Annotated in this window: 12 protein-coding genes; 5 read left to right on the top strand and 7 right to left on the bottom strand. The window is 72.8% G+C overall.

Annotation, left to right across the window (positions count from 1 at the left end):
* Nucleotides 1–15 precede the first annotated feature (15 nt).
* Nucleotides 16–1,122, top strand: coding sequence for a glycosyltransferase (locus IEY20_RS14485; protein WP_175328726.1), 1,107 nt, complete (start codon nucleotides 16–18; stop codon nucleotides 1,120–1,122).
* Between the two features lie 9 nt (nucleotides 1,123–1,131).
* Nucleotides 1,132–1,644, top strand: coding sequence for a 5-(carboxyamino)imidazole ribonucleotide mutase (purE, locus tag IEY20_RS14480; RefSeq protein WP_204620538.1), 513 nt, complete (start codon nucleotides 1,132–1,134; stop codon nucleotides 1,642–1,644).
* Nucleotides 1,645–1,707: 63 nt separating this feature from the next.
* Here purE and IEY20_RS14475 read toward each other — a convergent pair whose 3' ends face one another.
* From IEY20_RS14475 to IEY20_RS14445, 7 genes are all read right to left on the bottom strand, one after another.
* Entirely contained in the window at nucleotides 1,708–3,291 is a 1,584-nt protein-coding gene (locus tag IEY20_RS14475) for a glycosyltransferase family 39 protein (RefSeq protein ID WP_175328725.1), read from the bottom strand.
* 76 nt (nucleotides 3,292–3,367) lie between these two features.
* Nucleotides 3,368–4,510, bottom strand: coding sequence for a glycosyltransferase family 4 protein (locus tag IEY20_RS14470; RefSeq protein ID WP_175328724.1), 1,143 nt, complete (start codon nucleotides 4,508–4,510; stop codon nucleotides 3,368–3,370).
* Nucleotides 4,511–4,656: 146 nt separating this feature from the next.
* Nucleotides 4,657–5,508: a dTDP-4-dehydrorhamnose reductase gene (gene rfbD / locus IEY20_RS14465; RefSeq protein WP_175328723.1), complete on the bottom strand. Its 852-nt coding sequence runs from the start codon at nucleotides 5,506–5,508 to the stop codon at nucleotides 4,657–4,659.
* Nucleotides 5,509–5,543: 35 nt separating this feature from the next.
* Nucleotides 5,544–6,530, bottom strand: a complete 987-nt coding sequence (gene rfbB / locus IEY20_RS14460) for a dTDP-glucose 4,6-dehydratase (protein WP_175328722.1) — start codon at nucleotides 6,528–6,530, stop codon at nucleotides 5,544–5,546.
* A gap of 7 nt (nucleotides 6,531–6,537) precedes the next feature.
* Nucleotides 6,538–8,112 (bottom strand): glycosyltransferase family 39 protein, encoded by a 1,575-nt coding sequence (locus tag IEY20_RS14455; protein WP_175328721.1) that lies wholly within the window; start codon nucleotides 8,110–8,112, stop codon nucleotides 6,538–6,540.
* Entirely contained in the window at nucleotides 8,109–9,713 is a 1,605-nt protein-coding gene (locus IEY20_RS14450) for a glycosyltransferase family 39 protein (RefSeq protein ID WP_175328720.1), read from the bottom strand. Before IEY20_RS14450 ends, IEY20_RS14455 begins: the two co-directional genes overlap by 4 nt.
* Nucleotides 9,706–10,647, bottom strand: a complete 942-nt coding sequence (locus IEY20_RS14445; RefSeq protein WP_022904983.1) for a glycosyltransferase family 2 protein — start codon at nucleotides 10,645–10,647, stop codon at nucleotides 9,706–9,708. The genes IEY20_RS14450 and IEY20_RS14445 overlap by 8 nt, the downstream gene beginning before the upstream one ends.
* A gap of 116 nt (nucleotides 10,648–10,763) precedes the next feature.
* Between IEY20_RS14445 and IEY20_RS14440 the strand changes: the two genes are divergently transcribed.
* The 3 genes from IEY20_RS14440 to IEY20_RS14430 all read left to right on the top strand — a co-directional run bounded on the left by IEY20_RS14440 (nucleotide 10,764) and on the right by IEY20_RS14430 (nucleotide 14,062).
* Complete coding sequence (locus IEY20_RS14440; RefSeq protein ID WP_031274433.1) at nucleotides 10,764–11,372, top strand: dTDP-4-dehydrorhamnose 3,5-epimerase family protein; 609 nt, start codon at nucleotides 10,764–10,766, stop codon at nucleotides 11,370–11,372.
* A 10-nt stretch (nucleotides 11,373–11,382) separates the two neighbouring features.
* The gene (rfbA, locus tag IEY20_RS14435) at nucleotides 11,383–12,246 is read left to right on the top strand and encodes a glucose-1-phosphate thymidylyltransferase RfbA (RefSeq protein WP_022904981.1); all 864 of its coding nucleotides are present in this window, start codon (nucleotides 11,383–11,385) and stop codon (nucleotides 12,244–12,246) included.
* A gap of 106 nt (nucleotides 12,247–12,352) precedes the next feature.
* Nucleotides 12,353–14,062, top strand: coding sequence for a glycosyltransferase family protein (locus tag IEY20_RS14430; RefSeq protein ID WP_188889256.1), 1,710 nt, complete (start codon nucleotides 12,353–12,355; stop codon nucleotides 14,060–14,062).
* The last annotated feature ends 116 nt before the right edge of the window (nucleotides 14,063–14,178 follow it).

Here is a 14,178-nt window from a genome sequence, read left to right as displayed (position 1 = left end):
CGGGAGGATGGTCCCATGCCGCGTGATCTCGTCCGCCGGGCCGCCCGCCGCCTCCGTCGCTCCCTGACCCGCACGGCACCCGCCACGGGGTCCGGCTCCGCGCCGCTCCCGGTCGTCGGGTACGTCGTCGCCGGCGCGCACGGCGCCCACCCCGCGTCCGCGCACGTCCGGGTGGTCCGCCGTACCGAGCACCTCGCCGCCGCGGGGACCGCGACCGTCCGGCAGGTCGACCCGGCGGGATTCGTCGACGGCACCGACGACACCACGTACGCGGTCGTGCTCGTGCAGCGGGACATCCTCCCGCGAGCGTCGGTCGGGCCGTTCCTCGACGCGGCGCACGCCCGCGGTGTCCGGGTCGTCGCAGAGGTCGACGACGACTTCTTCACGGCGTCCGGCCGGGAGCGACTGGCCCGCGCCGAGTACGACCCCGACCGACTCGCCTCCATCGACGCGCTGGTCCGGGGTGCCGACGTCGTGGTCGTGAGCACGACCGAGCTCGCCGAGGTCGTGCGACCGATCGCCCGCGAGGTCGTCGTCGTCCGGAACGCCCTCGACCCGACGCTGTGGGCACCAGGACTCGTCGTGGACACCGGCCACCTCCCCGCCGACGAGCATCGTGTGCTGTACATGGGGACGCTCACGCACGCCGCCGACCTGGAACTCCTGCGGGACGTCTTCACCGACCTCGTCGCGTCGGACGGCCGTCCGGTACGCCTCGAGGTGATCGGTGTCGCCGAGGACGACGCGGACTGGTACCGCCGGGTCGAGGTACCGGACGGCCACTACCCGGCGTTCGCCCGCTGGCTCGTCGACCACCGGCAGCGGTGGCGTGCGGGCGTGGCGCCCCTGCGCGACGAGGAGTTCAACCGGGCGAAGAGCGACCTCAAGGCGCTCGAGTACGTGGCGCTCGGGCTGCCCGCGGTGGTGTCGGACAGGCCCTCCTACGCCGAGGCCGCCGCCCACGGTGTCGTCGCCGTGCCGGACGACCCGTCCGCCTGGCGAGCCGCGGTCGTCGCGGCCGTGGACCGCGGCACGGCCGACCCGGGCGCGGCGTCGTGGGTCGCCGGCGAGCGCACGATCGGCACCGACGGCGACGGGTGGCGGCGGGTGCTGCTCGGCTAGGCTCGACGCGTGACCGACACCGCAGCCCCCGTCCAGCCGCTCGTCTCGATCATCATGGGGTCGGACTCGGACTGGCCGACGATGCGCGCCGCCGCCGACCAGCTGTCCGAGCTCGGCATCCCGTTCGAGGCGGACGTCGTCTCGGCGCACCGCACCCCGGACAAGATGACCCGGTTCGCCCGCGCCGCCGCGGGTCGCGGCATCCGTGTGGTCATCGCGGGAGCGGGCGGCGCGGCCCACCTGCCCGGCATGGTCGCGTCGATGACCACCCTGCCGGTCATCGGCGTGCCCGTGCAGCTCGCGCGCCTCGACGGTCTCGACTCCCTCCTGTCGATCGTGCAGATGCCCGCGGGCATCCCGGTCGCGACGATGGCGATCAACGGCGCGGCGAACGCCGGACTCCTGGCGGCGCGGATCATCGGCTCCGCCGACCCGGAGGTCGCGGCCCGGCTCGCGGCCCACGCGGACGGGCTCGAGCGGCTCGTCGAGGAGAAGGCGGCGCGGCTCCGCGAGTCGCTCTGACGCGCGGTGCGGAACGCGCGGTGCGGAACGCGCGGCGCGGAACGCGCGGCGCGGCGCTGGCGCTCAGCGTCGGGCGAAGTCGATGAGCCGGAACGCGCCCTCGCGCCACTGCCCGACCATCCGCCACCCGGCCGCCGTGAGCCGTCGCTGCAGGAGCCGCGGCTCGTCCGCCGTCGGTTCCCCGACGAACCAGACGCGGTCGACGCGGGTCAGGCCGGACAACGGCCCGCTCGCGGGTCGTCGCTGGGCCCACAGCTGACCGATGTCGACCGCGCTCCGCTCGAGGGTGAGGTCGCGCATGCCCCGGAACGCGCGGGGGTACGAGGCCGCCACGAACTCGGTGGTCCGGTTGACGTGCGACGGCAGCGGACCGTAGACCACGCCGTCGCGGGTGCCGGCGGGCTCGGCCGCACGTTCACGCTCCAGGAGTGCCGAGGCGGGGCCCCACGTCGACGCGTCCTTCGCGGTCGGGATGCGCTGCGCGCCCCACTGCGGGACGGCGAGCAGCACGAGCAGCGCGAGACCGAGGACCGCGGTCCGGCGCCACGGGAGGACCGTCAGGCCGAGTGCGATCGCGATCGCGACCAGCGGCGTCTCGAAGGTGAAGTACCGCGGGTTGAACAGCGGCCGCACGAGCACGGACGCCACGTAGACGACCGCGGGCGGCAGGAACACGGCCGGCAGGGTGAGCGCGACCGCGGGGATCCGGTCGCGCAGCCGCGGCACGACCACGGCGCCGACGGCCCCGACCGCGACCAGGAGCCACGCCACCGCAGCCATCGCCTTGGTCCCGGCGAAGAACTGTTGCAGGAAGACGAGCTTGACGATGCCGAAGCCCCAGCCCATCCGCCCCATGTAGTAGAGCTGCTGGTCCGCCTCGCCCGAGGCCAGGCGGACGAACGGCAACAGCAGGGCTCCGGCGACGACCGTCGGGACGAGCCACCAGAGCGCCGTGCGCACGTGCGACCGACGTCCGCCCGGACCACCACCGAGCAGGATCCCGACGAGCAGCGTGACCCCGTGTGCGACGACCAGGAGCAGCATGTCGACGAAGAGCAGCCCGCAGCACAGCACGGCGACCCCGTAGAGCAGCCACCAGACCCAGGCCCGTCGACGCCGCTCCGCCGTGTGCCGCACGGCGACCACGAGCACGAGGCTCAGCACGACGGCGAACAGCGTGGTCGCCGCGTAGGACCGCCCCTCGCTGCCGGCCCAGGTGACCCGGGGGAGCACCGCGTACACGACTCCCGCGACGATGCCCGTCCACGGGCCGACGAGGCGGGCGCCGAGCAGGACGGTGACGGCAGCGGCGAGGCCGACCGCGATCGCGCTCGGGAGCCGCAGCGTGAAGACGGAGTACGGCACGACCTCGAACCAGACGTGCATCATCGCGTAGTAGAGGCCGTGCACTGCGTCCACGTGGTGCACCATGTGCCAGAGCTCGGGCAGGGAGCGTCGTGCTGCGCTCATGGTCGCCGCTTCGTCGGCCCATGCCGACGGGATCCACGAGCCGGTGACGGACATCGCGAACGCGAACACCCCGACGAGCGCCGCAGCGAGCGCGGTCCGTCGTGGGTCGACGGTCGGACGATCGGCTGCCGTGTCGACGGCGGGCCGGTCGTCGACGGCCGGGGGTGGTGCGGACATGGCGTTCCCGTCGGGACTCGAGGGTGGTCCCCGGAACGCTAACAGCGGGTCGGAGCCGCCGCCTGGGGCTTCGCCGTCAGAGGTCCGCGTGCAACTGCCAGGTCTCCAAGGCTGCGTCGTTCCAGTCGAACATCCGCGCTCTGTCGGGCCCGGCGACCGCCAGGTGGGATGCGAGGAGCGGGTCGTTCACGACCTGGTAGACGGCCTGGGCCAGCCGCTCGGGGTACGAGTCGCGCGGGTCACGGGCGACGGTCACGCCGGCGTCCGACGCGACCTCGCTCACCGCGGCGTCGTCCGAGTGGATCACCGGCGTGCCGAAGCTCATCGCCTCGATCACGGGGAGGCCGAAGCCCTCCGCGAGGCTCGGGAAGACGAACACCGTCGCCCGGTCGTAGGCGACCGCGAGGTCCGCGTCGTCCACACGGCCGAGCACCTTGACCCGGTCGCGCGCGAGCCCGGCCCGCTCGGCGGTGCCGTAGACGTCCACGTCGCCCCAACCGTCCGGACCCGCGATGACGAGCGGGACGTCCTGCGGGGCGTCCGGGTGCGCCATCGCCGCGATGAGGTGGGCGAGGCCCTTCCGGGGCTCGAGCGTCCCGACGGCGAGCACGTAGCGCTCGGGGAGGCCGAGCCGCTCCGCGCGGAGGTCGGCGTCGACCGGCGTCCGGAGCCGACCGCTCGGCGCGCCGCCGATCACCCGGAGCCGGTCGTCGAACCGGTAGACCTCGTTGAGCGCCGACGCGACCGCGTGCGTCGGCACGACCACGGCGTCGGCGTACTTGAACGCGCGCTTCACCATCGCGCGGTGGAAGTGGACGCCGCGGGGCGTCAGAGTCTCCGGGTGTGTCCAGGGCACCGTGTCGTGCACCGTCACGACGCTCTGGCGCCCGGGGAACTGGACGCGGTCGTGCTTGACGAGCGGGGCCAGGACGCTGGGCGCGTGGACCATCTCCTTCGCGAGCCCACCGACGATGCCGCCCTGCCAGGCGAGCGAGAGCTCGCGGCGGGGGAGCGCCAGGCGCTGGAGCTCGGAGAGGCCGGGGAGCAGGGTCTCGAGGCGGCGGAGGTCGTCGTTCCCGACCGCCGAGACGACCGCTGCGACCTCGCAGCCCTCCGGCGCGGTGGCGACGAGGTGGCGGGTCAGCTCCTCGGCGTACCGGCCGATGCCGCCGGGGACCGGTGCGACCACCTGGTCGACGACGACGTGGAGAGTGGTCATGCTGGTGTGCTCCTCGTCGTGGTCGTGGTGCCGTGACCCGGCTGGCCGACCCTACCAGGGGGGACGGGGAGGACCCCGTGACGGCCTGGAGGCTCCGCACCGGACCGGTGGGGAGCCTCCAGGCCGTCGTCTGGTCGCGCGGCGGATCAGGCCTGGAGGGCGCCCGCCTGGACGGCGGCGTGCAGCGCCTCGCGCCAGTCGCGCATGGGCGCGAGCCCGGCGCGGGACCAGCCGTCGTGCCCCAGCACGCTGTAGGCGGGCCGCGGGGCGGGCCGCACGAACGCGGTGCTGTCGGTGGGCAGGACCCGCTCGGGGTCGAGGCCGACCTCGGTGTAGATGGCGCGCGTGAAGTCGAACCACGAGCCCTGCCCGGCGTTGGTGCCGTGGTAGGTGCCCGCGGGGGCGTCGCCGTCCACGAGCTCGACGATGCGCGCTGCGAGGTCGCCGGTCCAGGTGGGCTGCCCGACCTGGTCCGTGACGACGCTGACCGTGTCGTGCGACGCGGCGAGCCGGAGCATCGTGGCCGCGAAGTTCGGGCCGTGCGCGCCGTAGATCCAGGCGGTGCGCACCACGTACGAGCTGTCCGGTGCGATCTCACGGACGAACGCCTCGCCCGCAGCCTTCGACCGGCCGTAGGCGTTGATCGGGTCCGTCGGGGCGTCCTCCGGGTACGGCGACGTGCCGTGGCCGTCGAACACGTAGTCGGTGGACACCGTCAGGAGCTTCGCGCCGTGGCGGACCGCGGCTTCGGCGAGGAGCTTCGGACCGGTGGCGTTCACGGCGTACGCGTCGTCCTCGTGCGTCTCGGCGTCGTCGACCTTCGTGTACGCCGCCGAGTTGATGACGACGTCGTGGCCGGAGACCGCCGCGTCGACCGCTTCGGCGTCGGCGATGTCCAGGTCGGCGCGGCCGAGGGCCGTCACGGCACGGCCCGCCAGCGCGTGCTGGAGGTCCTGGCCGAGCATGCCGGCGGCGCCGGTGATGAGGTATCGCGTCATGGTGTCGTGCGTCCCGTCGAGGTCGTGTTCGCCGCTCAGCTGAGCGCCGCGCGCTCCTTGAGCGGCTCCCACCACGAGCGGTTGTCGCGGTACCACTGCACGACGTCCGCGAGCCCCTGCTCGAACGGTACCTGCGGCTCGTACCCGAGCTCCTCGCGGATCTTCGTGATGTCCACCGAGTAGCGGAGGTCGTGGCCGAGCCGGTCCGCGACGCGGTCGACGAACGACCAGTCCTTGCCGGTCGCGTCGAGCAGGAGCTGCGTGAGCTCCTTGTTCGTCAGCTCGGTGCCGCCGCCGATGTTGTAGACCTCGCCCGCGCGGCCCTTGACCAGCACGAGCGCGATGCCGCGGCAGTGGTCGTCGACGTGGAGCCAGTCACGGACGTTGTTGCCCTCGCCGTAGAGCGGGACGTGCTCGCCGTCGATGAGGTTGGTCACGAACAGCGGGATGACCTTCTCGGGGAAGTGGTACGGCCCGTAGTTGTTCGAGCAGCGCGTGATCGAGAGGTTCATGCCGTGCGTGCGGTGGTAGCTGCGCGCGAGGAGGTCGCTGCCGGCCTTCGACGCCGAGTACGGCGAGTTCGGCTCGAGCGGGCGGTCCTCGGTCCACGAGCCCTCGCTGATCGAGCCGTAGACCTCGTCCGTGGAGACGTGCACGAAGCGCTCGGTGCCGTGGCGCAGCGCCGCGTCGAGCAGGCGCTGGGTGCCGACGACGTTCGTCTCGACGAAGATGCCCGAGTCGCGGACCGAGCGGTCGACGTGGGACTCGGCGGCGAAGTGCACGATCGCGTCGACGGACGGGACGACCTCGTCGAGCTTCTCGGCGTCGCGGATGTCCCCGTGCACGAAGGTGTAGCGCGGCGAGTCGGCGACGGGAGCGAGGTTCGCCTCGTTGCCCGAGTAGGTGAGCGCGTCGTACACGACGACCTCGGCACCCTCGAGGCCCGGGTACGCGTCCTCCAGCGTGCGGCGGACGAAGTTCGAGCCGATGAAGCCGGCCCCTCCGGTGACGAGGATCTTCACTGGGGTCTCATTCCTGTGTGTCGGGGGTCGATCGCTGCGGACGGTCGTCGACGGTCTCGATCGGTGCGGACGGTGCGCGCGGCGAGGAGTCTACCGGCCCGGCCGTGCGGACGGCCGACAGCCGCCAGACGGCGACGACCGACCAGACCCCTGCGGCGAGGAACAGGATCGCGGCGAGGGCGACGGGCGCGGTCCCGCCGAGCGACGCGCCACCCATGCGGTCGAGACCCCCCACGGTCACGCGGAACTGGACGTCCTCCCACCCGCCGCGGTAGAGCACGCCGAACCCGTACGCGCCGATCACGAGGGCGGCCACGACGGCCACGCGGGCGAGCCGCTGGCGCAGGACCGGGCGCACGACGAGCGCTCGCCACGCGATCGCCTGCGCGGCGATGAGCGCGACCACGGCCACGAAGAGGAAACGACCCTGCAGTCCGTTGCCCTGGTGGGTGCCGAGGTAGTTGCGCCAGCTGTAGGCGAGGGTCGCGACGAGCACGAGCGCCGGCCACACGAGGAGCGTCGTGGTGAGCCCCCGACCGGTGCCGCGACGGGCGTACGACCACGCCAGCACGGTGAGCGCGAGGACCGTCATCGAGTCGACCAGCGCGGGTGGCAGCACCCACTGGTCCGCCCCGAGGAGGCCGAAGAACGAGTTCGTCAGGCCGTCCCACTGCCGCCCCGCGAACGCCCCCGGGTTCGGACCGCCTTCGGGGTAGGGGACCACCGTGGTCGCAGCGCGGAGCGCGTCGGGCACGAGGGTGCCGCTGCGGACCAGGGTGCGGACCCACCACCACCCCGTGGCCACGACCGGCACCAGGAACACGACCGCGGCGTGGACGAGCCGCGCCCGCAGCGAACGGCTCCGTCCGAGCAGCACCACGACGACGGCGAAGGGGATCGCGACGAGGCCGAGGGCCGTCAACGTGGACATCGCCGTCACGCTGACCGCGAGCCCCGCGGCGGTCCACCGCGAGCGGTCCCCGGTCAGGACGCGCACCGCGAGCCAGACCGTGACGGCGCCGAAGAGCACCATCGGCGCCCAGACCGTGACGCCCGACGTGACCTGCGCGAGCTGCGGCACGGCGAACAGGAGGAACGGCGCGACGAGGGCGGTCCGCGGCGACCGGGTCGCACGACGCACCGTCGCCCAGACGAGCACGGGCAGCGCGGCGACGACGACCACGTCGAGGAGCCGGAGCGCCAGGACCGCCGTGCCCCAGCTGTGCGACCCCCAACCGATCGCACGGAGCACGGCGGCGGCGACGAGGAAGTACGTCGGCGGGTGCTGCGACATCTGGTCGATCGCCGCGGAGTCGCCGGGGGACTGCGCGAGCAACGCCGACACGGTGACCCGGTCGGCGGCCGGCACCGGGTGCTCGACGACCTGGCGGACCGCGTCGAGGTAGTGCATCGATCCCGGTGGCGGCCAGCCGAGGCCGAGCGCCGTCCGGAAGGCCGCGTCGACGTACGCCGGCTCGTCCGGGGCGCCGAAGGCCGGCGTGACGAAGGCGAAGAGCAGCAGGAACCCGATCCAGGCGGCGGTGACCCCGGCGAGGATCGTCCACTCGCGGCGGGCGGTCACGCGCGAGCCTCCGAGTGCGGAGCGGAGGACGTGCGCTCCGGCGTGACCGGCGACGTCCCCCTGCGCTCCGGCGCCGTCCCGCGGAGCCACCGGACCAGGAGCACGGCCGTCGCGGCGAGCAGCAGCCCCGCGAGGACGACCAGCGTCGCGATCCAGCCCCCGCCCACGAGCCCGACGACGTCGTAGCGGGTGAGGTTCGACCGGGTGATCCACCACGCGCCGTCGGCGCCGAAGGCCCGCACGACGTAGAGGACGCCGTACAGGGCGATGGCGCACGCGGCGATCGCCATCCCGACGGCGAGCCGCGTCCGGCCGCGCGCGGTGACGGTGGCGCGCGGCCACGCGAGCGCGCTCAGCGCGATGAGCGCGATGAGGGTCGGGTAGTAGTAGCGGCCCTGCGTGCCCGCCACGATGGTGTTCCTGACGTAGCCGCCCCACCCGCTCTGCATGTGCAGGGCGATGAGGATCACCGGGTAGGCCGCGAGGACGATCGCCGGGCGGAGCGAGGGGCCGCGTCGGAAGGCCCAGACCGCGATGCCGGCGAGCGAGAGCACGGTCAGCGCGTCGATGAGGGCCTGCGCGACCTGGAACTGCGCGAGACTGCCGACGCTGCCCCAGAAGGTCCGGGTGACACCGTTCCAGTAGTCGCGCAGGAAGACCTCCGGCGAGGGGCCGGTGCCGGCCGGGAACGGCTTGTCCGGTCGGGCGTAGGACGCCATGCCGTCGGGCTGGATCTGCCGGTACACGATGAGGTTGTGGAGCCACCACCACGCACCGACCAGCGCCGCGAGTGCGAGGGTGCCGAAGGCCCTGATGACGTTCCGGAGCACGACGCCCCGGTGGAGTCCGGCGGTCACCACCGCGATGCCCACGAACGGGACCGCCGGCAGCGCCGTGCCCTTCACGAGCAGCATCGCGCCGAGGGCGACGGCGATGCCGACCAGGAGCCGGACGCGGTGGTCACCGGTGAGCAGCCGCGTGACGAGGTACACGAGGAGCCCGGCGAGCGGGAGCATGAGGGCGTCGTTCGTCACCGAGGCGCCGATGGCTGCGAGCTCCGGGATCGCGAGCACCGCGGCGGCCCCGACCACGGCCGCCCGTGGTGACCGGGTGAGCCGACGGACCGTCGCCCACGCCAGGAACGGGAGCGGCAGCGCCAGGAGGGCGTCGAACAGGCGGAGGGGCAGCACGGCGTGGTCCCACCGGAGGTCCTCGAAGTGCACGAGGTGCAGGACGCCCGCGGCGATGACGTAGTACGTCGGCGGGTGTTGCGTCATCTGGTCGACGCTGCCGACGTGGTCACCGGGGTACTCGTCGAGCAGCGCACCCCAGGTCGGGTGCTGCGCGGAGCGCTCGCGGAGGTTGTCGTGCTGCGCGGACTCGGTCGCGTTGAGGTACGGCAGCGTGCCCGGCGGCGCCCACCCGTCGCCGATCGCGACGTGCACGACCGCGTCGACGTGGGTCGGCTCGTCGGGGGCCTTGAAGGTGGTGGTCCCGAACGCCCACACCGCGAGCACTGCGGCGAAGGCGATGGTGACCGCGAGCACCACGAGGCGTTCGGCGCGGCCCACCCCCCGCACCGGCGTCCCCGCGTCAGTCACCGTAGCGCTGCAGTTTCTGCAGGTCGAGCTGCTCCTCGGCCAGCGTGCGGTTCAACCGCGTGAGGTCGGCGACGACCCCGATCACGACCGCGAGCACCGCGGTGATGAGCAGGACGACGCCGAGGATGATCGACTGCAGGTGGTTGCCGTCGGTGTGCATCGCGAGGAGCACCAGGTAGCGGATGAGCGGCCAGAGGCCCAGCGCGCCGAGGACGGCGGCGACCCAGGCGAACAGCGCCATCGGGCGGTACATGAGGTACACGCGGGCGATGGCGGAGCCCGACTGGAACATGTGCTGCCAGATGTTGCTGAACAGCCGCGACTCACGCGTCTTCGGGTTCGTCGTGATCGGGACGGAGGCGATCGCGAGGCGCTTGTAGCCGGCCTGGACGATCGTCTCCATGCAGTAGCTGAACCGGGTCACGATGTTCAGCCGGATGAGCGAGTACTTCGAGTACGCGCGGAAGCCGCTCGCTGCGTCGGGCAGGTCGAGCCCGGCCGCGCGCGACGCCACCCACGAGCCGAAGCGCTGCATGAGCTTCTTGAACCCGGAGAAGTGCTCGATCGTGCGGGTCTGCCGGTCGCCGATGACGATCTCGGCTTCCTTCCGGAGGATCGGCTGCACGAGCTCGGCGATCTGCGACTGCGGGTACTGGTTGTCGCCGTCGGTGTTCACGACGATGTCGGCGCCGTGCAGCAGCGCGTAGTCGACGCCGTCGCGGAACGAGCGGGCGAGGCCCATGTTCGTGGTGTGGTGCACGAAGTGCTTGACACCGTGCTCCTTCGCGACCTCGACGGTGCGGTCCGTGCTGCCGTCGTTGATGACGAGGATCTCGATCTCGTCGATGCCGTCGATCTCCTTCGGGATGGAGTCGATGACGCTGGCGAGGGTGTTCTCCTCGTTGAGGCATGGGATCTGGACGAACAACTTCACGGGGATGCAGGTCTCGTTTCGATGTCTGGCGGGTGCGCGAGGCCTCAACAGCCTAATGCGATCCTGCGAGGTCGTGGCGAAACGTGGTGTACCAGTCGCCTTGCTAGGCTGCCGTGGTGCAGATCCGCGAACTCAAGATCCCCGGCGCGTGGGAGTTCACGCCCGTGCAGCACGGCGACGCCCGAGGCGCGTTCCTCGAGGCGTACCGCGCGGACGTCCTCGAGGAGACCGTCGGGCACCCGCTCGACCTCCGCCAGGTGAACATGTCGATCTCCTCGGCCGGTGTCGCCCGGGGCATCCACTACGCCCTCGTGGCGCCGAGCCAGGCGAAGTACGTCACCGCCGTCCGTGGGGCGTTCATCGACTACATCGTGGACATCCGGGTCGGTTCGCCCACGTTCGGCCAGTGGGACTCGGTCCGCATCGACGACGTCGACCGCAAGGCCGTCTACCTGTCGGAGGGCCTCGGCCACGCCATCGTCGCCCTCGAGGACCGCTCGACGGTGAACTACCTCGTCAGCGCCCACTACGACCCGCAGCGCGAGAAGGGGATCACGATCCTCGACCCGACGGTCGGCCTGACGCTGCCCGAGGGCCTCGGCGAGCCGGTGCTCTCCGAGAAGGACACCGCGGCGCCGACGCTCGAGCAGGCCGCGGAGCAGGGGCTCCTGCCGACCTACGAGGAAGCGGTCGCCTACACCGAGTCGCTCCGGACGAAGAAGTAAGGGAGACCCGATGAAGGGCATCATCCTCGCCGGCGGTTCCGGCACGCGCCTCTGGCCGATCACCAAGGGCATCAGCAAGCAGCTCATGCCGATCTACGACAAGCCGATGGTCTACTACCCGCTGTCGACGCTCATGATGGCCGGCATCCGTGAGGTCCTCGTCATCACGACGCCGGAGTACAACGAGCAGTTCAAGGCCCTGCTCGGTGACGGCTCGGCGCTCGGCATGGACATCCAGTACGCGGTGCAGCCGAGCCCGGACGGGCTCGCACAGGCGTTCGTCATCGGCGAGGACTTCATCGGCGACGACAGCGTCGCCCTCGTCCTCGGCGACAACATCTTCCACGGCACCGGCCTCGGCACGAACCTCCGCAAGAACACCGCGGTGCAGGGCGCCACGATCTTCGCGTACCACGTGGCCGACCCGACCGCGTACGGCGTGGTCGAGTTCGACGACGACTTCACCGCGGTCTCCATCGAGGAGAAGCCGGCGCAGCCGAAGTCGAACTACGCCGTTCCCGGCCTGTACTTCTACGACAACAAGGTCATCGAGATCGCGAAGACGATCGAGCCGAGCGCGCGCGGCGAGCTCGAGATCTCGACCGTGAACGAGCGCTACCTCGAGGCGGGCGAGCTCGGTGTGCAGGTCCTCGACCGCGGCACGGCCTGGCTCGACACGGGCACGTTCGAGTCGATGATGCAGGCGTCGGAGTACGTCAAGGTGATCGAGGACCGGCAGGGCTTCAAGATCGGCTGCATCGAGGAGATCGCCTGGCGCAACGGCTGGATCGACGACGCGCAGCTCGCCGAGCTCGCCGCGCCGCTGGTCAAGGGCGGGTACGGCGTGTACCTGCAGCGCCTGCTCGCCTCCTGAGCCGCTCGTGGGCCTCTTCCGTCGGACGCGTCGCGGTGTCGACGGGGTCGCTCCCGTCGGCCGGGAGGCCCGTGGCGCGGCTGCGACGCCGCCCGACGTCGTCCGCGTGACCGGCTGGGACGGCGACCTCCCTCACCTGGACGCACCGGTGACGGTGCTCGTCACCACGCGCTCCGACCGGCACGCGGAGGTGCCGCGGCTGGTCGCCGCTGCCCGGTCGGCGTTCGGACCGGACGCCGACGTCCGCGCGCTGTCGTACGTGGCGGACGCCTCGCCGCGCGGTGCCTTCGACGCGGCGCTCCCGTGGGTGCGTCGGCAGGAGCTGGACGGACTGGGGTCGGCGATCAACGCCGGCGTCGCAGGGGGCGTCGGCCGCACGCTCGTGCTCGTCGACACCTCGGTGCAGATCGACGCCGACGGCCTGCGCGCCCTCGCGCGCGACGTCGGCTGTCCGGTCCAGGCCGTCGTGCGGACCGCCGCCGGGGAGCACCGGAACGGTGCGCTCCTGGTGCGGCCCGGGGCGCTGCCGTGGTCGGACGACCGTGCCGCGTCGTCGGACGACCTCCTCCTCGGGGCGGACCAACCGGTGGTCTCGATGCCGCAGGGGGCGGTGGTCCCGGCCCCGTGCCTCCCGGACGAACGCACCGTGCTGACCTCCTGGACCGCCGACGCGGCGCACCATGCGGAGACAGCCGTGCGCAGCCGGGCCGTCGGGCCCGTCGTGCGCACCGTCGAACCCGGTCGCACGGTCGACGCCGCCGTGGTGGACGTGGTCGCCGGCTGGCGCGACCGGCCGTCCGCTCGACCCGGCGCCGACGTCGTGGCGGGGCCGCCGCTGCCGCCGTGGGGCGCGCGCCCCGTGACGCCGGCGGCGCGTTCCCGGACGACGGGTGACCGGCTGACCTGGTCCGTCAAGATCGCCGCACCGGCCGGATCCGAGGGCGACGGCTGGGGCGACGTGCACTTCGCCGGGGAGCTCGCGGCGGCGCTCGAGCGGCTCGGACAGCGCGTCCGGGTCGACCGGCGCGATGCCCACGTCCGCGGCGACGACGGTGCCGACGACGTCACCCTCGTCGTCCGGGGGCTCGACCGGGTGCCGCCGAACCCGGCGTCGGTGAACCTGCTCTGGGTCATCAGCCACCCGGACGACGTCGCTGACACCGAACTCCGGTCGTTCGACCGTGCCTTCGCCGCCGGCCCCGCCTGGGCCGCGGCTGCCTCGGCGCGGAGCGGCCTCACCGTCACCCCGCTGCTCCAGGCCACCGATCCGTCGGTGTTCCACCCGGGGAACCGGTCCGCGACGGACCCAGATGCCGGCCACGTGGTCTTCGTCGGGTCGACGCGGGGGGCCGACCGCCCGGTCGTCGCCGACGCGGTGTCGCTCGGCGCCGACCTCCGGGTGCACGGACCGGGGTGGACGGACATCGTGCCGTCGGACCTGCTCGGCGAGCCGGGGCTGTCGCGTGCCGAGGTCGCACGGGCGTACGCGTCCGCACGGGTCGTGCTCAACGACCACTGGCCGGGCATGGCGACGGGAGGGTTCGTGTCCAACCGGGTGTTCGACGTGCTCGCCGCCGGCGGGGTCGTCGTGACCGACCCGGTCGAGGGGCTCGCCGACGTCCTCGCGGTGCCCACCCTGGCCGTCGCCGGTTCCCGCGACGAGCTCGAGCGCCTGCTCGCACCGGAGCACCCGTGGCCGTCGGCGTCGGAGCGTGCGGTGATCGCGAGCCGCATCGCCGCCGAGCACTCGTTCGACGCTCGGGCCCGCGTGCTGCTCGACGCCGCCCGGGCCGAGCGCACCCGGCTGTTCGGCTGAGGTCTCCGCGCGCGGGGCCCGGGTTCGGGGCACCGCCCGCCGAGGCACTCCCGGTTCGGCGCGTCGGCGCACAACCGAAGTCACCCCGAACCACGTCTCGACGCGGTTCCGGGTGA

The sequence above is a fragment of the Curtobacterium luteum genome (assembly GCF_014646995.1).
GTDB lineage: Bacteria > Actinomycetota > Actinomycetes > Actinomycetales > Microbacteriaceae > Curtobacterium > Curtobacterium luteum.
This window is presented reverse-complemented; position numbering and strand designations above follow the sequence as displayed.